Source organism: Janthinobacterium sp. NFX145, from assembly GCF_049810325.1.
GTDB classification, from domain to species: domain Bacteria; phylum Pseudomonadota; class Gammaproteobacteria; order Burkholderiales; family Burkholderiaceae_D; genus Janthinobacterium; species Janthinobacterium rivuli.
This window is the reverse complement of the sequence record NZ_CP187360.1, coordinates 1,789,801-1,809,622: the sequence shown is the minus strand read 5'-3', so window position 1 is coordinate 1,809,622 and position 19,822 is coordinate 1,789,801. Positions and strand designations below refer to the sequence as shown.

General features: G+C 58.9%; 20 protein-coding genes, 4 tRNA genes and 1 pseudogene. 5 read left to right on the top strand and 20 right to left on the bottom strand.

The genetic code is table 11. The features are described from left to right. Positions 1-158 precede the first annotated feature (158 nt). The 3 genes from ACPJXG_RS08065 to ACPJXG_RS08055 all read right to left on the bottom strand — a co-directional run bounded on the left by ACPJXG_RS08065 (position 159) and on the right by ACPJXG_RS08055 (position 1,915). Complete coding sequence (locus ACPJXG_RS08065; RefSeq protein WP_425253899.1) at positions 159-671, bottom strand: hypothetical protein; 513 nt, start codon at positions 669-671, stop codon at positions 159-161. After that, complete coding sequence (locus ACPJXG_RS08060) at positions 668-1,585, bottom strand: hypothetical protein (RefSeq protein WP_425253898.1); 918 nt, start codon at positions 1,583-1,585, stop codon at positions 668-670. The genes ACPJXG_RS08065 and ACPJXG_RS08060 overlap by 4 nt, the downstream gene beginning before the upstream one ends. 254 nt (positions 1,586-1,839) lie before the next feature. After that, a tRNA-Asn gene (locus tag ACPJXG_RS08055) sits at positions 1,840-1,915 on the bottom strand. Between the two features lie 259 nt (positions 1,916-2,174). Between ACPJXG_RS08055 and ACPJXG_RS08050 the strand changes: the two genes are divergently transcribed. Beyond that, positions 2,175-2,882 (top strand): GntR family transcriptional regulator, encoded by a 708-nt coding sequence (locus tag ACPJXG_RS08050; protein WP_425253897.1) that lies wholly within the window; start codon positions 2,175-2,177, stop codon positions 2,880-2,882. Positions 2,883-2,976: 94 nt separating this feature from the next. On the opposite strand, the gene ACPJXG_RS08045 is transcribed toward ACPJXG_RS08050, so the two are convergent. From ACPJXG_RS08045 to ACPJXG_RS08020, 6 genes are all read right to left on the bottom strand, one after another. Next, a complete protein-coding gene (locus ACPJXG_RS08045) occupies positions 2,977-4,275 on the bottom strand; it encodes an NCS2 family permease (RefSeq protein ID WP_225241996.1) in 1,299 nt (432 codons plus the stop codon). A 75-nt stretch (positions 4,276-4,350) separates the two neighbouring features. Next, entirely contained in the window at positions 4,351-4,752 is a 402-nt protein-coding gene (locus ACPJXG_RS08040; RefSeq protein ID WP_099400336.1) for a GtrA family protein, read from the bottom strand. A gap of 140 nt (positions 4,753-4,892) precedes the next feature. Next, positions 4,893-6,353 (bottom strand): c-type cytochrome, encoded by a 1,461-nt coding sequence (locus ACPJXG_RS08035; RefSeq protein WP_425253896.1) that lies wholly within the window; start codon positions 6,351-6,353, stop codon positions 4,893-4,895. After that, a complete protein-coding gene (locus tag ACPJXG_RS08030; RefSeq protein ID WP_425253895.1) occupies positions 6,350-8,008 on the bottom strand; it encodes a GMC family oxidoreductase in 1,659 nt (552 codons plus the stop codon). The genes ACPJXG_RS08035 and ACPJXG_RS08030 overlap by 4 nt, the downstream gene beginning before the upstream one ends. After that, positions 8,005-8,664: a sugar dehydrogenase complex small subunit gene (locus ACPJXG_RS08025; protein ID WP_425253894.1), complete on the bottom strand. Its 660-nt coding sequence runs from the start codon at positions 8,662-8,664 to the stop codon at positions 8,005-8,007. The genes ACPJXG_RS08030 and ACPJXG_RS08025 overlap by 4 nt, the downstream gene beginning before the upstream one ends. Before the next feature lie 123 nt (positions 8,665-8,787). After that, complete coding sequence (locus ACPJXG_RS08020) at positions 8,788-9,804, bottom strand: hypothetical protein (RefSeq protein ID WP_425253893.1); 1,017 nt, start codon at positions 9,802-9,804, stop codon at positions 8,788-8,790. Between the two features lie 150 nt (positions 9,805-9,954). Between ACPJXG_RS08020 and ACPJXG_RS08015 the strand changes: the two genes are divergently transcribed. Genes ACPJXG_RS08015 through ACPJXG_RS08005 form a run of 3 tightly spaced genes read left to right on the top strand, consistent with a single transcriptional unit; the run spans position 9,955 to position 12,172 of the window. Further along, positions 9,955-10,443 carry a GNAT family N-acetyltransferase gene (locus ACPJXG_RS08015; RefSeq protein WP_425253892.1) on the top strand — a complete coding sequence of 163 codons (489 nt, stop codon included), beginning with the start codon at positions 9,955-9,957 and terminating at the stop codon, positions 10,441-10,443. Further along, the gene (locus ACPJXG_RS08010) at positions 10,428-11,165 is read left to right on the top strand and encodes an aspartyl/asparaginyl beta-hydroxylase domain-containing protein (RefSeq protein ID WP_425253891.1); all 738 of its coding nucleotides are present in this window, start codon (positions 10,428-10,430) and stop codon (positions 11,163-11,165) included. Before ACPJXG_RS08015 ends, ACPJXG_RS08010 begins: the two co-directional genes overlap by 16 nt. After that, positions 11,162-12,172, top strand: coding sequence for a hypothetical protein (locus ACPJXG_RS08005; protein WP_425253890.1), 1,011 nt, complete (start codon positions 11,162-11,164; stop codon positions 12,170-12,172). The genes ACPJXG_RS08010 and ACPJXG_RS08005 overlap by 4 nt, the downstream gene beginning before the upstream one ends. Here ACPJXG_RS08005 and ACPJXG_RS08000 read toward each other — a convergent pair whose 3' ends face one another. From ACPJXG_RS08000 to ACPJXG_RS07990, 3 genes are all read right to left on the bottom strand, one after another. Next, complete coding sequence (locus ACPJXG_RS08000) at positions 12,173-12,475, bottom strand: hypothetical protein (protein WP_425253889.1); 303 nt, start codon at positions 12,473-12,475, stop codon at positions 12,173-12,175. It abuts the gene before it with no gap. A gap of 150 nt (positions 12,476-12,625) precedes the next feature. After that, a tRNA-Asn gene (locus tag ACPJXG_RS07995) sits at positions 12,626-12,701 on the bottom strand. 73 nt (positions 12,702-12,774) lie between these two features. Beyond that, a complete protein-coding gene (locus tag ACPJXG_RS07990; protein WP_425253888.1) occupies positions 12,775-13,101 on the bottom strand; it encodes a Dabb family protein in 327 nt (108 codons plus the stop codon). A gap of 159 nt (positions 13,102-13,260) precedes the next feature. On the opposite strand from ACPJXG_RS07990, the gene ACPJXG_RS07985 reads away from it, so the two are divergent. After that, the gene (locus ACPJXG_RS07985; RefSeq protein WP_425253887.1) at positions 13,261-14,211 is read left to right on the top strand and encodes an alpha/beta fold hydrolase; all 951 of its coding nucleotides are present in this window, start codon (positions 13,261-13,263) and stop codon (positions 14,209-14,211) included. A 21-nt stretch (positions 14,212-14,232) separates the two neighbouring features. Here ACPJXG_RS07985 and ACPJXG_RS07980 read toward each other — a convergent pair whose 3' ends face one another. The 8 genes and pseudogenes from ACPJXG_RS07980 to ACPJXG_RS07945 all read right to left on the bottom strand — a co-directional run bounded on the left by ACPJXG_RS07980 (position 14,233) and on the right by ACPJXG_RS07945 (position 19,781). Further along, positions 14,233-14,355 carry a hypothetical protein gene (locus tag ACPJXG_RS07980; RefSeq protein ID WP_425253886.1) on the bottom strand — a complete coding sequence of 41 codons (123 nt, stop codon included), beginning with the start codon at positions 14,353-14,355 and terminating at the stop codon, positions 14,233-14,235. A gap of 96 nt (positions 14,356-14,451) precedes the next feature. Further along, positions 14,452-14,943: an alpha/beta fold hydrolase gene (locus tag ACPJXG_RS07975; RefSeq protein ID WP_425253885.1), complete on the bottom strand. Its 492-nt coding sequence runs from the start codon at positions 14,941-14,943 to the stop codon at positions 14,452-14,454. A 284-nt stretch (positions 14,944-15,227) separates the two neighbouring features. Next, on the bottom strand, positions 15,228-16,697 hold the full coding sequence (locus tag ACPJXG_RS07970; RefSeq protein ID WP_425253884.1) for an anti-phage dCTP deaminase: 1,470 nt from the start codon (positions 16,695-16,697) through the stop codon (positions 15,228-15,230). Positions 16,698-16,963: 266 nt separating this feature from the next. Further along, a protein-coding gene (locus ACPJXG_RS07965) for an IS5 family transposase (RefSeq protein WP_425252064.1) occupies positions 16,964-17,768 on the bottom strand; the annotation gives its coding sequence in 2 pieces (ribosomal slippage) (positions 16,964-17,431 and positions 17,433-17,768; 804 coding nt in all). A gap of 187 nt (positions 17,769-17,955) precedes the next feature. Further along, a pseudogene (locus ACPJXG_RS07960) lies at positions 17,956-18,063 on the bottom strand (helix-turn-helix domain-containing protein); the annotation flags it as partial. Positions 18,064-18,148: 85 nt separating this feature from the next. Continuing rightward, positions 18,149-18,224, bottom strand: a tRNA-Asn gene (locus ACPJXG_RS07955). A gap of 135 nt (positions 18,225-18,359) precedes the next feature. Beyond that, positions 18,360-18,435, bottom strand: a tRNA-Asn gene (locus ACPJXG_RS07950). A 131-nt stretch (positions 18,436-18,566) separates the two neighbouring features. Beyond that, on the bottom strand, positions 18,567-19,781 hold the full coding sequence (locus tag ACPJXG_RS07945; RefSeq protein WP_425253883.1) for an aromatic amino acid transaminase: 1,215 nt from the start codon (positions 19,779-19,781) through the stop codon (positions 18,567-18,569). Positions 19,782-19,822 lie beyond the last annotated feature (41 nt).

Here is a 19,822-nt window from a genome sequence, read left to right as displayed (position 1 = left end):
CTGACGCACTGAAGCGATGACTGGCGTGAATGGGAAACCATGCGCGCATGACAAAAGGGCCACGTGTTGCCACGTGGCCCTTTGCTTCCTGTAAAACTGAATCAAGTAAGGCTTACACTGTCGAGTACTGAACAGCAAATTTCCTTATATTTACCTAACTACTTTCGATTGACCGCAATTACTGTTCGATATTCAACAGCAGTTACGAAGCCTCGCATTTGAATAAATGCAGCAACCACCGCAATAATCAGAAACGAAAGTCGAGTTGACAAGGCAATTGTTCCGACCAGCCATGGGTTCGGAACCACCTCCAGGATTTTCGGGGCAGTCGTGGCAGAGGCGATAATTTTATCGGCTAAAAATAAGATAAAAACTAGCATCGCGTTCCAGATCACTTCTGACTTTAAAGCGGCAAGCGCTTCCTGCGCGATCACATATTTCGAACGGTCAACATCGTTCCTGAGGTCCGTTAACTCTTTCGACATATTGTCGACATATGTAAATATTCCCCAGGACGCGGCCAGCACTGTCGGCATCAAGAAGTTAAACGCAATAAAGACACCTTCAATTGCAGCATTGATTCGGTCAACGGAAAAATAGATGGCTGCATGACTTGCAGAATAAATCACAAAAAAAACAAGCAGAAGCCTCCAAAACCCCGCACGACTCATTTTCCGACTTTCTGCACTATTTCCGCGATCATTTCGGCATCACTTACATAGCTGTCGCGTGTCGATGGCACTTCAGAAAAACCAAGTTGACTTCCTTCGGATGCCGTTCGTTCTTCCAGAACGTTTACCGCAATGGTATCAATATTATCAGAACTCGAATAGGTTTTTTTCCCGCCTTGGCGCCCTTCGGTTGTAAGAGCCCATGCACCTTCTCCCTCTTCAATGTATTCCAAATAATCCGCTACCGGCATTTTGGGTACCGTAAGGTCGCCAGATTCATTGTTTAGCGTGATTACCACTTGGTCCTGTTGGAAAAGGTCTTTCATTGCAGCAAGTGCGTCCCGAGCGCGAAGATTTGTTTCTAAGATGTTAGGAGAAATTAGTCGAAGCTCCAGCTTATAGATACGTTTGTGCTCAGCAACTATCTCCCAAAATTTCTCCTTCCTCGTACAGGCTTCAACAAACGCTCGATGGTTGAAATTTGCCATAATAGGCTCGCGAAGTCCAGCCTGCAAAGCGCGCATGGTTTGCTCTGGCGTACCAAACCGGTAGTCTTTTCGAACGAAAATATACTGACCAATTACATCGAAAATCGTGAGAAGTGGAATCCAATCATCTTCACGAGTTTCCACGATATCGCCAGGAATTTTCTTTCCAACGTGAGCTTGCTTAAGTCTAGCGACCTTTCCAATAAAGAATCGCTCGCTTTCGATTAATGTATTAGGACTAGATTTGACATCAGCAAATCCCAAGAAACCGTAATACACGCCGTTAAGTTGAAATTCACGATCTCCCTGGAGTGCTACCAACGCAGCTCGTCCTTTTACACCCGGCAATGGCTCCACCGTAATTGAGTGCTGCGGCTCTTCTACTAAGGAGTAGCGTAGAACTAGAAAGTCTTTCTTATCATCCATGTTGGAAATAGTTGGTTTAGCAATCAAGTTTCAAACTATACATGATAGTTCTGAAGTGCAACAAAAAATCATCACAGATTTCGCGAAGGACTTCTAACCTTCCACAGTTCAACGGTCGGTTAACGACCCAATAGAAAGCCTCCCGCACTCTCGAGATAGCAGTCGCACAAGGGCTCTCCCAACGCCCCGGAAACCAGTCCCGAAACGCAAAAAGCCCAACCGGTAAAGGCTGGGCTTTCTGCTGCTGCTTGTTCTGGCTCCCCGACCTGGACTCGAACCAGGGACCTGCGGATTAACAGTCCGTCGCTCTACCAACTGAGCTATCAGGGAAAGGAGGCCGAATTATATACGTCAAAATTTCTCATGTCCAGTTTCAATCTGCATGAGCAGCAAAACAGGCCGCCAGGAAGGACGCTTCACCGGGCGGCTGCGCCCGTCTGCGCGGCGCCACGCAAGATAGTAGAATAGCCATGCCTTGCCGACACGCAAGGCGCACAACGGCATGCCGGCAGCGGAGCGTCACCACGCCGCCGCGCGGACATGCGCTTGCAAGGCTCACCTTGCTCCTGGCTTACTGCTCGCATCCGACATGACAGAATCAAGCGCAATCCTGGTAGACAAACCCGGCAGCGGCGACAGCTCGGCGGAAATTGCCCAGCATATCGCGGCCGCCATCGTGGCGCGCCAATTGCCGCCCGGCACACGGCTGCGCGAAGAAGCGCTGTGCCGGCTGTATGGCGTCAGCCGCACCAAGATCCGCGCCGCCCTGCTCATCCTCTCGAAAGACAAACTCATACGCATGGTGCCCGACAAGGGCGCCTTCGTCAGCCAGCCGACCGAAGCGGAGGCGCGCGACATCTTTGCCGCGCGGCGCGTCATCGAGGCGGCCCTGGCGCGCGAATTCGTCGCGCGGGCCAAGCCTGCCGACTACCGCATGCTGGAGCGCCACCTGAAAGCGGAACGCCTGGCGCTGGCGCAAGCGACGCCGCTACGCTCGCAACTGCTGGGCGATTTCCACGTCTTGCTGGCGGACATCGCCGGCAACGCCGTGCTGCGCGATATCGTGCGCGAACTGGTGGGCCGCAGCTCGCTCATCACCATGCTGTACCAGTCCGGCCATGCCGCCGCCTGCTCGTACGACGAGCACGGCCGCTTTCTCGAGGCGGCGCGCAGCGGCGATGCGGACCTGGCGGCGCGCCTGATGGTCGAGCACCTGGCGCACGTGGAAGCGGCCCTGCGCTTCGACGGCAGCGCCGGCGAGGCCAAAAAAGATCTGGTGGCCGCGCTGCTGATGTAGGCGGCGCCATCAAAAAAGGCCGCCCCTGCGGATGCACGGGCGGCCTTGCCTTTTTACATGTCAGATGCGGCGGCAAACCCGCTATTCGCCCACGCTACTCACCCAGGTAGATAAACTTGAACAGGAAGATGGCGGCGATGATGTAAGCCACCACGGATACCTGCTTGCCCTTGCCCGTCAGCAGCTTCAAGACGGCATAGGTGATGAAACCGAAGGCGACGCCGCTGGCCACGGAATAGGTAAACGGCATCATCAAGGCCGTGATGGCGGCGGGAATGCTTTCCGTGCTGTCATCCCAGTCGATGAAGGTCAGTTCGCGCAGCATCAGGCAGGCCACGTACAGCAGCGCGGGCGCCGTCGCGTACGGCGGCACCGTGTGCGCCAGCGGGGCGAAGAACAGGCTGCCCAGGAACAGCAGCGCAACGGCCACGGCCGTCAAGCCCGTGCGGCCACCCGCTTGCACGCCGGCCGCGCTTTCCACGAAGGCCGTCGTGCTCGACGTGCCCAGGCAGGCGCCGGCGGCAATCGCCGTGCTATCGGCCAGCAAGGCCTTGTTCATGCGCTCCATCTTGCCGTCTTTCAGCAGGCCGGCGCGGTTGGCCACGCCCATCAGGGTGCCCGTCGCGTCAAACAGTTCGACCAGGAAAAACACCAGCACCACGTTGACGATGCCGATCGACAGCGCACCCATGATGTCGAGCTTGAACAGGGTCGGTTCGATGGCGGGCGGCGCCGAGACGATGCCGTTGAACTGGTTGCCGCCAAAGAAGAAGCTGGCGATGGTGATGGCGAGGATGCCGATCAGGATGGCGCCCGGCACTTTCAGGCGGTCCAGCGCGACGATGATGAAAAAGCCGAGGATGGCCAGGATGGGCGCCGCCTGGTGCAAGTCGCCCAGGGCGATGATGGTGGCCGGGTTCGACACCACGATACCGGCGCTTTTCAGCGAAATGATCGCCAGGAACAAGCCGATACCGACCGTGATGGCCGTACGCAGCGCGGGCGGGATGCTGTTGATGATCATCTCGCGCACCTTGAACAGGCTCACCAGAATGAACAGGCAGCCGGAAATGAAAACGGCGCCCAGCGCCACTTCCCAGCTCATGCCCATGCCCTTGACCACCGTGTACGAGAAATACGCATTCAAGCCCATGCCCGGCGCCAGCGCGATCGGGTAGTTCGCATACAGGCCCATGATCAGGGTGCCGATGGCGGCCGCCAGGCAGGTGGCAACGAAAACGGCGTCTTTCGGCATGCCCGCGTCGCCGAGGATGGACGGGTTGACGAAGATGATGTAGGCCATCGTCAGGAACGTGGTCAGGCCGGCCAGCAGCTCCGTGCGCACATTGGTTCCGTTGTCCTTCAGTTTGAAATAGCGTTCCAGGAACTGCATGATTAACCCCTTGTTTTGGTAAAACCGCGCGCCTGGTCTTGGCCAAGACGCATCTTTTTTTCTTGCAATAACCAGTTACTTGGTCGCTGCGCCGGCCGGCTTGAAGGCCCACCAGCGGCTGCCCGCGAAATTCCAGACCAGCCCGATGCCCGTCGCCAGCACCTGCGCCAGCCAGTAATACCAGCCCAGCTGGTGCACGAGCAGCCACATCAGGCCCGTATTAATGCACCAGCCGATGCCCAGCAAGGCAAAATACTTGCTGGCCGCCTCGCCATGGCCCTTGTCGCTTTTAAACGTGAAAAAGTAATTGAGAAGGTAGTTGACGACGGAACCGAGGATGTAGCCGATGCCGGACGCGGCGGCGGCGCTGATGCCAGCCCATTCCACGCCGCCCCACAGCACGCTGTATTGCACGGCCGTGCCGGAAGCGCCAACGGCGGCGAAACGTAAAAATTGGTGATGCAGGGAATGGGACATTGTCAATTTTAAAATAAGGCGAACACACTCGCCAGGATAGTGCCAGAATAAAAAATGGCTACGATTGCTCGTAACCATTTTTCAGCCTGCATTTTACTGCAAGTTGCGCCCAACGCTCATATTCGCCGCCGTTTCAGCGTTCACCCTCTGCGTTGGCGGCGCCGGCGCAACCACACGAAGAGCGCGATCAGCAGCAAGATGCCAACGATGCCGCCCGGCAGCATGAACGGCTGAGCACGGGCCAGCACGGGCTTCTCGCCGCCGCTGCGCGCCTGCGCCACATACGCGGGCGTGACGGACACATCCGGGTTGCCATACTGTTTCAATACGTAATTGGCGATCGAAGCGATCTGCTCGTCCGTCAACGGTTGCACGTAGGAGCGCTGGTCGAAACGGGGCATGAACGCTTCGTGCTCCTCCCCTTCGATCTTGCGCTCGACGCCAAACAAGATGGCCGACACCAGGTTGGCCGGCGTATTGCCGCCCGTCGCCGTGTTGTTGAACAGGGCGGGATAGCTTTGTCCCGTGCTGCCGGCGCCGCTGGCCGAATGGCAGCTGGCGCAGTAGCCGGAAAACAGCACGGCGCCGCTGTTGAGCGAATGGTGCTCGGTGGAACTGGCCATGCCGCGCAATGCGGCCTCTTCGCTGGCGGTGCTGCCATGGCTGAACGCCGCTTTCGTCTGGCCCGGCGCGCGCACGGGCGGCACCGTGCGCAAGTACGCCACGATGGCGGCCACGTCGTCGTCACGCAAAAACTGCAGGCTGTTCTGGATGGCTTCGGCCATGCCGCCCGCCGCCTGCCCCTTGCCTTCCACGTGGCCCGTCTTCAGGTAAGCCGTGAGTTCCGCATCCGTCCAGGCGCCGATACCGCTGACCTTGTCGGACGTGATGTTCGGCGCATGCCAGGAACCGAGCGAGGCACCGGCCAGGGTCTGGCTGCCGATTTCCGCCATCAGCGCGTTGCGCGGCGTGTGGCAGGCGCTGCAGTGCGCCAGGCCTTCGGCCAAATAAGCGCCCCGGTTGATCTGCGCGCTCTTCGCCGGATCCGGCACGAAGCGCTTATTGTCGAGGAACAAGGTGTTCCAGCCCAGCATGGACAGGCGCACATTGAACGGGAACGGCAACGCTGTCTGGCGCGCCGGCGCATCGACAGGCTTGACGGCCTGCATGAAGTAGTAATACAGGTCGCCCACGTCCGCATCCGTCAGCTGCGCATAGCTGGTGTAAGGCATGGCCGGATACAGGTGGCTGCCATCGGCGCGCACGCCTTCGCGCAGGGCGCGCGCAAAGTCGGCTTCCGTGTAATGGCCGATGCCGCCTGTTTTCGACGGCGTAATATTCGTCGCGTAGATCGTGCCCAGCGGCGAGTCGATGGCGTAGCCGCCCGCATACGGCTTGCCGCCCGCTGCCGTATGGCACGCCATGCAGTCGGCGGCGATGGCCAGATAGCGGCCGCGCTCCAGCCGTGCATCGGGCTTGGCGGCCACGGGGGCGGCCGGGCGGTCCGGCGTCAGGGTGACGGGCGGAACAGATGGCACAGCGTGCGCGGCCAGCGGCAAGCCGGCCGCCAGGGTCAGCGTCAGCAAGAGGCGGCGCATCATGCGGCCTCCCTTGCCAGGGTACGGGCGATGTCGTCGGCCGCGCGCAAACCGAGCGCGGCCATGCTGAGGGTGGTATTGACGACGCTGGCCGACGGCATGGCGCCGCCGCCCGGCAGCCACAGGTTGGCATGATCGTGGGCGCGGCAATTGCCGTCGACCACGGAGTCAAGACGATTCGAACCCATGATGACGCCGCCCATGATGTGGTTATTCGCGTTCAGGCTGTCGGTGATATGGAATTCCACGGCGCCGAACAGCTTGCCGATGTGCTTGAGCTGCGCATGCGCGGCCTTCGCGCCATCGCGCACATAGTCGCCCACGTCGTAGTAAATGTCGGGACAGGCCAGGCCCAGCGGATCCTTGCGCGTCTTGCTCAGGGTCAGGCGGTTATGCGCTTCGGGCAGCGGCTCCAGGCTGATCGACAAGTCCACGCCGAACGCGGCGCGGCGGCGGATTTCATCATCGAGATCCTTGCCCACCAGGCCCAGCTTCAACGATTGCTGCGTCGCGGGTCCGACACGCGTGATGTTATTCAGGATCATCTTGTTTGCCGAATACTGCGCGCGGAAAGCGCCGTCGCGCGGGCCCACCAGGCAGCTGCTTTGCGCGGGGCCACGGCCCGTCCAGATCGGCTCATTGGCGAGGAAGGTACAGTGGAAACCCGAGTGGTCCATCATGTTGCGGCCCACTTGATCCGAACTGTTGGCGATGCCGTTCGGATTGTTCTGATTGGCCGCCAACAGCAGCAAACGCGGTGTTTCGATGCCGTTGCAGGCAATCACGAAAGCCTTGCCGGTCGCCATGTGCGACTGTTTCTTGGCGTCATACCAGTGCACGGCGGTGACTCTGTTGTTGTGGTCCGTGTCGATGCGGTAGACGACGGCCTCGGCCAGCACGCCGGCACCTTTCAGCTCGGCCCGCTCCACGTGGTGGATGCCGTTGTACATGGCGCCGATGGGGCAGATCGGCTGGCAATTGTTGTTGCCGCAGCAGGTAGGGCGGCCCTGCCATGGACGCGTCGAACGGCCTTGCGGAATCGGCACGGAGCGGTAGCCGTGCGGGTTGACCACTTCGGCGAAGCGTTTGTCGCCATAACCCCAGGGCACCATGTCCATCGGATACGGCGCACTGCGCTCGCTCGGCGATTGCAGCGCCGGGTCATTCGGACCGGCCACGCCCATTTCCTGCTCGGCGCGGCAATAGTACGGCTCCAGCTCATCGTAGGAAATGGACCAGTCGCGCCCTACCCCGTAATCGCTCTTCATGCGCATGTCGGACGGCAAATGGCGCCAGCACGACGCGGCCCAGTGCCAGGTTGTGCCGCCCACCGTGCGCAGATAGCCCTGCTGGAAACTGCTGCCGTTGGGGCCGGATACTTCCACGTAGTTATTCTTCGGGAAATACAGGGGTGCGGGCGCGTTTTCCGCCTGGGGATACAGGCCCTGGAAGTCGGAACCGACGCGGTTTTCGAACGGCATATTGCGCCAGTTTTCCACGGCCTGGCCACGCTCGATGCGCAGGCCCGCTTCCAGCATGATCACGGAATGGCCTTGCGCAGCCAGCTGGTCGGCCATCATGGCGCCGACGACGCCCGTGCCGACGATGACGACATCGGCGACGACGTCGCCATTACTCTTGAATTGGGGTGATTTCATTTTGCTTGCTTGCCTTTAGTTTCGGGAGTGCCGGTGGTGGCCGGGGCCGGTACGGGTTTCGGTTCCACGGGCGCGGAGACGCGCACGGCCGGCGGCGCCTTCAGCCACCACAGGGGGCCGTAATTGCAATAGGTCGGCACGACCTGGCCATCGGCCACCGTGCGGTACATCAAGGCCTCGGCGTAGGCGACGACGATGGACTTCGTGCCCTGCGCCGCGTTGCCGGCGACGGTGCCCGTGTACCAGGCGGCAACGATGGCCAGCGCCAGTTCGCGCAGGCCGGCATCGGCGGCGCTGGCGGCCGCCAGCAGGGCTTTCGCTTCCTGGCCCGTGACGAGCAGCGCGCCCAGCTGCGGCAAGCGCTCGGCGAAGCCGGGCACATTCGTACGCATGGCTTGCTCGATGCGCGCCGCCGTCGCGGCGGACAAATCGCGGTGGCCCGTGATCGTTTGCGACAGGGTGTAGAACAGCATGGTGGCGGGCGCCAGGCCCGTTGCCGGCGCGCTGGCTGGCGCCTGCATGGCGGCCGACAGGGGATTGCTCCAGAAACCGGCCTGCGCCAGCAAGGCGGCCAGGCCGATCAGGGCGTGTCGGCGGCTGATACGGGGAAGGGGTGAAGCGGATGTTGCAGATGGTTCGCTGCCTGGATGGTTCATGAGACTCCCGCAAGACTTGTTGTTTTATTGACTTCGATGATTGCGCCACATTGCATTTGCGCATATATGGAACCGGTTCCATAATTATCCTACAGAACTGAATTATTTGCTGATGGAGTATGACTACCGGAAGTCTGACTTGGGCAATGCCTGCGTGGATGCGGGCGTTTCGCGCAGGGAAAATACCAGTCCCGGCTGGCCGCCCAGGCGGTACTGAAAATCGAGCACGCTGCCGCCAGCCAGACTTGGCTTGCCCGGCAAAGCCAGTGGCAGGTTCAGGCTGCACGCATGGTCGCCCAGAACGATGTCGCCATGCACGCGGATACGCGTGAGCAAGCGCGGCGCCTCGTCCAGCACGTCGGGCAGGCGGATGCTGGCGGCCGGCAGCGTGTCGCCCGGCTCACCCTGCCAGGCGCGCAAGGCGTCCGCATCAAGGGTAAATACGCGGCCCCAGTCCGTGCACGGCTCGCCAGGGCTGCGCCGATCCAGGCCCAGGTGCACCGTGACGGCCGCCGGCAGCAGCGCCGCCGCAGGCGCTTGCGCATGCAGATTGCGCAGGATGGCCACCTGCGGCTCCTTGCCCAGCGCCGTATTCATGGTTTCACTGACGATCACGTCCGGCATGGCGCCTGCAGGCATTTGATAGGCGGCCGCGTCGGCGCAAAGGTATTCGGCGACGTGGCTGTCGAGGCCCAGGGCGGCGATCAGCTCGCGCGCATAGTCCAGGGTTTCCGCATGCACGTCGAGGATGGCGAACTGCACTTCGCTGGCGTCCAGCACGGCCATCACCGGCAGGGCCAGCAGCGCAAACGGGCCGCAGCCTGCATACAGCACGCGCACGGGCCGCCCGCCGCTCACGGCCAGACGCTCGCGCACGGCCAGCGCCAGGCCCTGGATAAAGGCGGCGCTGCGGTAGGGCTCGCGCGCGCACAGTCCCGCCTGCACGGGCGAGATGGCCCAGCCACTGGGCAGAAAACTCTCGCCATCGCGCAAGCCATCCTGCCGGTCCATGGCCAGGCCCGAATGGCGCTCGACGAGCTGGCGCAGCTGCACGGTTTCGCCGACCAGGCTGGCCAGGGAACGCTGCGGATCGCACAGCGCGGCCGAGATGGCAGCCAGTTCCGTACGCGCCGAAGTCACGCGCAACTCCACGCATCACTCCACGGATAAGGCAGGATAAAGACAGAATGCATGGCGGCTTCCTTGAAATGATTGCAAGTACGCGGAAAAATTGGCAGCATAGCAAATAAATATACGCCTGCGCATTTGCCACCACCTGCCGGAGCACCGATGCACGACTTGCCGCTTTCCGCCCCCTACCAGTTGCGCCTCCAGCGCGACGACGACGATGGCTTTGCCGCCGCGCTGTACAGTTCCACGCGCGACGACCTGCGCCAGATGCCGGCCGATCCCGCCGTCATCGAACAGCTGATCGCCATGCAGCAGCGCATGCAAAGCCACGGTTACCGACAGGCGTATCCGCACGCCGCGTACCTGGTGCTGCTGCACGGCGACACGCCCATCGGCCGTCTGATCCTCGACCGCGAGGATCAGGTGCTGCACCTGGTCGACATCGCCATCCTGCCCGCCGCGCAGGGCCAGGGTGCCGGCAGCGCCGTGCTGCGCGGCCTGCAAACGCAAGCGGGCGCGCAGCAATGCCGGATCCATCTTGCCGTCAACAAAAGCAACACGGCAGCGCGCGCCCTGTACCAGCGGCTGGGCTTTCGATTGCGCGGGGAAAACGACGTGCAGGAGCAGCTGGAATGGAGCGCGCCATAGTGCCGGCGCCGAATCCGCCGAACACCTGGCTGCGACTGCCGCTGCGCTTCGACGTGGCGCGCATGCAGCGCGACAGCGACCAGTTCGCCGCCGGCGAGTGGATCAGCCATTTCAATACGGGCGCCTATGAAAACGGCTGGAGCTGCGTGCCGCTGCGCTCGGCAGGCGGAGCAGCCGACGACATCATGCCCGTCGACGGCGCCGCCTATGCCGACACGCCGCAACTGGCGCGCTGCCCCGGCTTGCGCGAAGTGCTGGCCAGCTTCGCCTGCGAGATCCGCGCCGCGCGCCTGATGGCTTTGGCACCGGGCGCCGTCATCCGCGCGCACCGCGACGCCGGCACGTCACTGGCCGATGGCCTGGTCCGCATCCACACCCCCGTCCACACTACGCCGCAGGTCGTGTTCAGCATCGACGGCGAGAACGTCCACTTCGCGGCCGGCCACGCCTGGTACATGGACGCCAGCTGCCTGCACGCGGTGCACAACCAGGGCGCGGCGCCGCGCATCCACCTCGTGCTCGACTGCGTCACCAATGCCTGGCTCGAAGCGCTGTTCGCCTCGGCCGGCTTCGTGCCGAAAGCGGCCCCGAAATATGGCGACCCCAGCATCAACGACGGCAATGTGCGGGCCGTCATCGCCCAGCTGCGACTGTCGCCCTCACCTGCCAGCCTGGCGCTGGCCAGCGAATTGGCCGCGCTGGCCGACGGGAGCGCGCCATGAGCGCCGCGCCGGGCCTGGCGCAGCAGGAACGCTTGCTGGCCAAGGGAGAGCCGGTGGCATGGCACGAAGGCATGGATCTGCGCGGCTGGTATCCGCTGTACGTGGAGCGCGGCGAAACATTGGCGGACGCTGCCATGTGCTGGCGCCATTTGGGAGAAACGGCTTTCAGCGACGCCTTCTTTGTCAATACCCTGGCGTGCCAGCCGCATGAGGAGCGCCGCGTCTGCCGCACGCCGCTGGCGGCGCTGGCCACGCTGGGCGATGGCCTGGCGCCCGACGCCTTCATCTTCCACGTCTCGCGCTGCGGCTCAACCCTGCTGAGCCAGCTGCTGGCGTCCCTGCCGCAATGCATCGTCATGTCCGAACCGCCCGTCATCGACTCGCTGCTGCGGCTGCATCACGATGGCATGGCGGGCAGCGACAGCATCGCCCTGCTGCGCCAGGCCATCCTGGCATTGGGACAGCGCCGCTCAGGGGACGAGACGCATTTCATCATCAAGTTCGACTGCTGGCACATCCACAGCCTGGACTTGCTGCGGCAAGCGTTTCCCGGCACGCCCTGCCTGTTCGTCTACCGCGAACCGCTGGCCGTGCTGGCCTCGCACCAGCGCCAGCGCGGCCCGCAAATGGTGCCCGGCATGCTGCACCCGGCACAGCTGCCGCTGCCCGCGCACCAGCTGGAACCCGGCGAACTCGATGGCTATACGGGCCTCGTGCTGGCCAGCCTGTTCGACGCCGCCCTGCCCCATGCGGCCGCTGGCCAGCTGCAGTTAATTCACTACAAGCAATTGCCCGACATCCTCTTCAGCGATGTATTGGCCCGCTTCGGCATCACCGCCACGCTGGCACAGCTGCAAGCGATGCGCGCGCGCGGCGGCGTGCATGCGAAATACGGCACGGCTTACCACGGCGATCCGCCATTGGCCGCGACAAGCGGCCTGGCCGCCATCGCCGCGCAAGTGCAACCAAGTTATCTGGCGCTGGAAGCATTGCGCACGGGGCAATAGTCACAGCGCAGCGGCATTGTCCTCGCGCCACTTGCGCACCATCTCGTTGCTGATTTCGCGTTCATAGCAAATGGGGGCGTAACCGCCCTTCCGACTCCATGCGCTGCGCGCCCCACAGGCGCTGCCATTTTTGGCCGCATTGTAGGGACAGGGGCAGCGGCCCGGATAGGCGGCAATCGACTCGGCGATGATCTGCTGTTTGACCTTCGCTTCGGCTGGCGCCTGGCGTCCCTGGCCGCCGGCAAGGGGTGCATAGGCCGTGCCGGCGGCCAGCATCAGCACCAGAGCGCAGAGATTCTTCATAGGAAAGGTTGTTTTCATCCACAGGCAGTAAACAGACTCTGCAAGTATGGCAGATGCTTTTCGGCAAATCTGCGTGAAATGTCACGCACACCATGGCAGCAACGCAAAAAGCCCAACCGTGAAGGCTGGGCTTTGTGCTGCTGCTTGTTCTGGCTCCCCGACCTGGACTCGAACCAGGGACCTGCGGATTAACAGTCCGTCGCTCTACCAACTGAGCTATCAGGGAAAAGAGGCCGCATTCTATAGGGCAAATTTTCAGTTGTCCAGATTTACGCCAAAAAAATTATGCGCGACGCCGCTCAGCCCGGACTTTCCCTGGGCTGATAGTCAAATACCAGCACCCGTCCCAGCCATGGCTTGAGCAGATCGACAAAGGCCAGGTGGGCCGGATGGGCCAGGTACACGTCGCGCGCGCTGGCGCCATCGAAGGTCAAGGTAAAGCAATCGGTAAAGCCGTCATCGAGGCCTTCCGAGCTGACATTCGGCCCCCATTCGAATTGCAGCACGCCGGGAATGCGGTGTTTAAGCTGGGAAAACTCATAGACCAGCTCGGCATGCTTGGCCGGTGTGATGTCCTCGAGAAAATCACACAGGACGATATGGCGCAACGGGATGGAACAGGACATGGCAGCTCTCCTATGGGGTTGCATTCAGGATAGCGCAAAACGAAAAAGCACACAGGCAGCGGCCCGCCACGCCGCACATATTTTATATATGCAACATGTTATTCGGATAATATCGTCCATGGACACCCCCTACCCGCAGGCAACCATCCATCTCAGACCATGACTAAGCTACTGGCAGTGCTATTCCTCACCCTGATGCCATTTTCCGCATGCAAAGCGCAAGCGCTCGCCATCGACGCGCTGCTGACACCGGACATCGGCGGCATCAAGCAGTTTGTGGAAATCAAAACAGATGACTCAAAAAAACCTGTTCTGCTCTTCTTATCGGGCGGGCCGGGAAGTTCGATGATGAAGAATGCGGATGCCTTTACCGCCATCCTGAAAAACAGATTTACGCTGGTGCAATGGGATCAGCGCGATGCGGGAAAAACCCTGAAACTGAATCCGTCGCCTAGCCAGCCTTCCGTCGCGCAGATGGAACAGGACACCTACCAGGTCATCACGTTTCTACAAAAAGAGCTCAAGCAGGAGAAAATATACTTGCTGGGCAGCTCCTGGGGCAATGTGCTCGGCTTTCATATCGTCAAACAGCATCCGGAACTGCTGCATGCGTATTTCGCCGTCAATCCCGTCATCAGCCAGCTGGCCAGCGAAAAGGAATTGCTGAAAACCTTGAAAGTGCATTTCAAGGACAATGCCGTCGCCAGCCAGGAACTGGGAAGCATCACTTTCCCGTTTGCAAGTGACGAAAGCATGTTTTATCTAAGGAAATGGCTTTTTTACAAGGATGGCAAGGAATTTGCGACGAGCGAGGGCTTCAAGACGGGTTTTCTTCAATGGTCGAAAACCTGGTCGCCAGTCTGGAACGAGGTCATGAACACTGATCTGCCCAAGACCTTGCAGAGCGTTGACTGCCCCGTGTATTTCTTCGTCGGCAAGAACGACATCCAGACCTCCACCCGCATCACGCAAGACTATTTTGAGCAGCTGCAGGCGCCCAGGAAAGGGTTGTTTGTATTTGAACAGTCGGGACATCAGATACACCAGGATGAACCGGTGAAATTTCAAGAAGCCATCATCAAGACATTGGATGCGACTACAAAATCCTGATGCAAGGTCCAGTAACCTGGCCTAGACACCGGCAATGCTCGCGGCGGCTTTCCGGATCAGCGACGCCACCGAATGGGCTTGCGAAATGTAAATGGCATGGCTGCCGGCCACTTCGACCACCTTCGAGACCGTGCATTCAGCCATCTCACGCTGCATCTCCGGTGCAATCATCTTGTCCCCCGGTTGCGACCAGGTATCAGCTTGGCTTGTGCCTCCAAGCCGGCGTGGCGACCACGCCGGTCAAGGCGGCCACTCGCCAGGACACTTGCGATGCCGCCATGGAGTCGGCCTTGCCCCTGGGCACATCCGCGGCGAAGGCGGCCGCAAACTTTTCTGATCGAGCAACAGAAAGCCATCGTGCGGCGGCAAGATTGGCGGCACCGGCACAGCAGGCGGGGCATTCTTCAGCAAGGAATCGACTGCCTCGCCGTGATTCGGCACCAAGGCCGCAAGGTAAACCAATGCCTTGACCTTGGAATCGCTCCCCGCTTGAGTGACCACGACGCCGCCATACGAATGACCGATCAAAACCACGGGGTCCGGTGACGCGGCCATAACCCGCTGAGTCGTGACCACGTAGTCCTCCAGCGATAGCGTTGTATTTTGCACAATATCAACGTGGCAGCGTTCCTCACACAATGCCCGGTAGACACCCTCACAGCCAGATCCATCGACAAAACCGCCGTGCACGAGCACGATCGTTGCCCTCCCAACACTTCTAGCCTCATCCATGTCAGCCTCCCCATACAGTTGCAGTGCAGACGATGACCAACCTGCCGGCGCCTGAATTTCTCAAGATTAGCTCCGGAGGCCTGACGATCTGTGCGCTGAATCAAAAGTCGGCGACCTGGGCGCGCCACGCGCCAACAAACAGGGGCCGGAAATGCTAAAAGCCCAACCAATGAAGGCTGGGCTTTTTAGCGATTACGTGTTCTGGTCCCACGTTTACAATAAAATCCAATAACTTAAAATTGAATTATTCTGTAATTTTTCAATATAGGTTACAGTCATGCCAACTATATCACCGCCACCGTTTTGAGAAGCTCATCCGCCTCATTCTTTACCGATTCTTCTTTTTCGAGATATGAAATACTAAACGCCTTAACTCTTGGAACAGCATTCTTCCTGAGCCACGCAGCCTTCTCGAAACCATCCTTTTGTTTTCGCTTTATTTTCTGTCCAGAACCTAAACTTAAAGAAAATAGATTTATGAACTGCCTTGGTCCGACACCAACAAATGGCTGAAACAAAACTTTATTATCTTTTTGATCTTCAGGACTCCTTATAGCATCCGGATGCATCTCATAGGCTTTGCTCTTAGGATAGGGCTCAATAAAAACTACATCACGAATTCCACTGGCTATGATGTGCTTCGCACAATTATGACAAGGAAATGTTGTACAGAATATTACTGCCCCGTCGCAGCCAATACCGCGGCGAGCACATCCTAGAATTGCATCCATTTCAGCATGCACAACGCGACCATATTCACTTATATCCATTAGGCCGGAAGATTCGATATTTCGTTCAAGATGAGCAAGGGCCGCTCCCCTTAGGCCCTTCCTCAAAGAATTAATAATCGTTTGTTTCTCTTTCGCATTGCGATCTATTCCATTCATATAATCCCGGCCATTTGAAATATCGCCGATTACATTCGTCTTTTCATCAAATGTCGGCCAATAGGTTCCTCCCTCCGGGCTTGGACACTCATTTGCGCCGGTAGAAACAATATCTTTATTCCGAGTGATAACGGCCCCAACTTGCCTTGACATATCGGCACTTTTCATTCCTGCAGCATGTGCCATAAACATTGCATACTCGTGAAAAGTTGGTGTTCTAAACGGATCTCCAAAAATTATATCGAAGAAACGTTCTAAAGAGTTCCACACCTTATGCTCATCCCCGTTCTCAGTGAAGAAAAAGTCTGCCAAATGAAAGGCTGCGCTGGTGCTTTGCCCGTAGTCAATATTGTCTTCACCCCTATCCCGCTTTATTAGATCGTCTCGTTTTTCTCTTTCATGAACAGAACATTGCTTTTCAAGATAGAGTTGTCTCGACTTAGCTGACGAATGCGCGGCAAATAAATAAAAACCTACCCCATATATATTTCGAAGCTCCTCAACCTCCTCCGGGCGTTTGATCGAATCAATTATGTAAATAACTCTTCTATCGGCCTGTCCATCTCTCTTTTCGGCAATCTTTGCGGCCGCAAGCTTTGCCAATAATGAGCTATCCTTACTGCGTCCGCGGAGTTCATTTCCTGCATTCATTAGATCAATTACTCTTTTGTAATTATCACCACAATGATCCGGGACTGTTACATGCTCGTTTATTAACGAACTCATTGAGACAACTTCTGTTCGGTAGCTATAATGTTTTGCCAGATTTTCTATCGTTTTGGCAATCATGGGGCGATTGCAACCAATAGGGCCGATGAGACCAATGACAATTTCGGATGGTTCGGAGGTGTTTTGGCGAAAATTCATGGTCACATTATCCAGACGCTTAAGTAACACAGGGCAACAAATTCATTTAACAAGAACCTTGCCTAAGAGTAACGCAACAATACCATAAGTTGCGCACAAGTCACACCGATGCTGATTTTCTAGCAAAATTAACCCTATCCGTTTGATCCTACTTTCATTGCCTAGCAAACGCTACCACGCGGTCGCATGACTCTGTACAACCCAACTCTTTCAGGTTCTCATGGCCCCACTTCAAAATGCGTCGCTATTTACGTGGCTTAGGTCGCCTAACAAAACCTCTGAATATATCGCCAGCAGATGAGTATGCAGGCAAGCGAGAGGAATGCTTGGTGGATATCGGCTCGGCGCTCGTAGCGGATACGCAACCGGCGGAAACGGTGGAGCCAACCGAGTGTGCGTTCGACCACCCAGCGCCATTTACCCAGGCGTTCGCGCGACTCGATGCCATAGCGGGCTATGCGTGGAGCGATGCCACGGCTGCGCAACCAGGCCCGATGGGCACGCGAAGCATATGCCTTGTCGGCGTGCAGTTTGGCCGGACGTTTGCGTGGCCGGCCCGCTAGCCCGGATACGGATGGGACAGTTTCGAGCAGCGGGATCAGCATCCGGGAATCATGTACCTGAGCCCCCGATATGCTCGCTACCAGAGGCAGTCCGCGTTGGTCGACGAGCAGATGGTGCTTGCATCCGAGCTTGCCGCGGTCGGTGGGATTGGGGCCGGTATGCTGTCCGCCGAGGGGGGGATGGCACGCTGGCCGAGTCGACACTGGCGCGTTCCCATTGAATCTGATCGTATTCCCGCAAGTGGTGCAGCATGGCTTCGTGGATGCGTTGCCACACACCAGCCTGTTGCCATGCATGCAGGCGCCGCCAGCAACTCATGCCGCTGCCACAGCCCAATTCACGAGGAAGATATTCCCAGGGCAAGGCTGTCTTGAGGACGAACAGGATACCGGTCAAGGCGGCGCGGTCGTCAATGCGAGGGCGTCCTCCCTTTGGGGAAGGCTGATGTACTGGCAGTAAAGGCTGGATCAGCGCCCACAGGCCATCAGGAAGAAGTGCTTTGGCCATGTGATCGGCTCCCGAAAACGATGTCAGGTGGGTTTGACCAGCTTCGGGGCCGTTTGTTTCTATGGGTGAAGTTTTGTTAGGCGCTCTTAGCCTTCTCAGCCTTGTCAATCGGATAGCTGTAACAAGTATTTTTCCAAGCCGCTGACCAATCCCGCCCCGCACAAGAGGATCCAGTGATTTCCGATCACAGATAGCGCAGGACAGTATTGCGTGAGATATCCAGTCGTCTAGCAATTTCTTGTATTAATATCTGATCACGAAGGTGCCCGCGTCGAATGATGTCGGGCGGTCTCACCGTGACCTACTATGCGTAAATAAACGGACCCTGAAATGCAAAAAGCCCAACCGGTAAAGGCTGGGCTTTTTGCTACTGCGTGTTCTGGCTCCCCGACCTGGACTCGAACCAGGGACCTGCGGATTAACAGTCCGTCGCTCTACCAACTGAGCTATCAGGGAAAAGAGGCCGTATTATATAGGCCAAACCTGGCGCTGTCCAGATTTCCATAGGGAAAATCTTATCTTGCCGCAAGCTGCGCGCCGGCGCCGCAAAAACAAAAAAGGCCACGTTTTTCAACGTGGCCTTTCGAATTCTGGCTCCCCGACCTGGACTCGAACCAGGGACCTGCGGATTAACAGTCCGTCGCTCTACCAACTGAGCTATCAGGGAAAAGAGGCAATATTATATGTCGCTTGTTCCATATTTGCAAGACTGATACTGCATCGCCACAAACACGGCCATCGCCGACTTTCTACCGCCATCAGCGCCGCACTTGCATGCAGCGCCGAAGAAGCAAGATATTAAAGTACTTTGGCGATCGCGTCAATGACGATGTCGATATTGCGCGAATTCAATGCTGCCACGCAGATACGGCCCGTGTCGACGGCGTAAATCGATTGCTCGCGCAAGGACGCCACCTGCTCCTTGGTCAGACCCGAGTACGAGAACATGCCGATTTGCTGGCGCACGAATTCGAAGTCGTGGGCTGGCGCCTTGGCTTTCAGCTTTTCCACGAAGGCATTGCGCATTTCGCGGATGCGCACGCGCATGCCCGCCAGTTCCTCTTCCCACAACTGGCGCAGTTCCGGCGTGGCCAGGACGGTGGCGACCACCTTGCCGCCGTGGACTGGCGGGTTCGAGTAGTTGGTGCGCACGACGCGCTTCAGCTGCGACAGCAAACGGGCCGCTTCGTCGGCGCTGGCGGCGACGACGCTCAGGGCGCCCACGCGCTCGCCGTACAGCGAGAACGATTTCGAGAACGAGTTCGATACCAGCAGCGGGCCGCCCGCGTCGGCGAAGCGGCGCACCACGGCGCCGTCTTCGGCGATGCCGTTGGCGAAGCCTTGATACGCCATGTCCAGGAACGGCACCAGGCCGCGCGAAGTGACGACAGCGATGATCTGATCCCATTGGGCCACGCTCAGGTCGGCGCCGGTCGGGTTGTGGCAGCAGGCGTGCAGCACGACGATGGAGCCGGCTGGCATGGCGTTCAGGCTGGCCAGCATGCCGTCGAAGTTCACGCCATGGGTGGCGGCATCGTAGTAGGTGTAGTTATTGACGACGAAACCGGCGTTTTCAAACAGCGCGCGGTGGTTTTCCCAGCTTGGGTCGCTGATGTAGACTTGCGCGCCCGGCGCGAAGCGCTGCAGGAAGTCGGCGCCGATCTTCAGTGCGCCCGTGCCGCCGATGGCTTGCACGGTCACAGCGCGGCGCTCTTGAATTACGGCGCTGTCGGCGCCAAATACGAGTTCTTGCACGGCCTTGTCGTAGGCGGCGAGGCCTTCGATCGGCAGATAGGTGCGTGGCGCCGCCTGTTCGATCAGGATGGCTTCTGCCTTGCGTACGCAAGCTAACAGAGGCACTTTACCGTTGTCGTCATAATAGACGCCAACGCCCAGATTGATTTTGGCGGGATTCTGGTCCGCGTTAAATGCTTCGGTGATGCCCAGGATCGGGTCGCGTGGGGCCATCTCGATGGCGCTAAACAGACTGGCAGAAACAGTTGGGTTCGTCATGATAAGATTGGATTCGATTGGAAGCAGGTTCACAGCGGAGT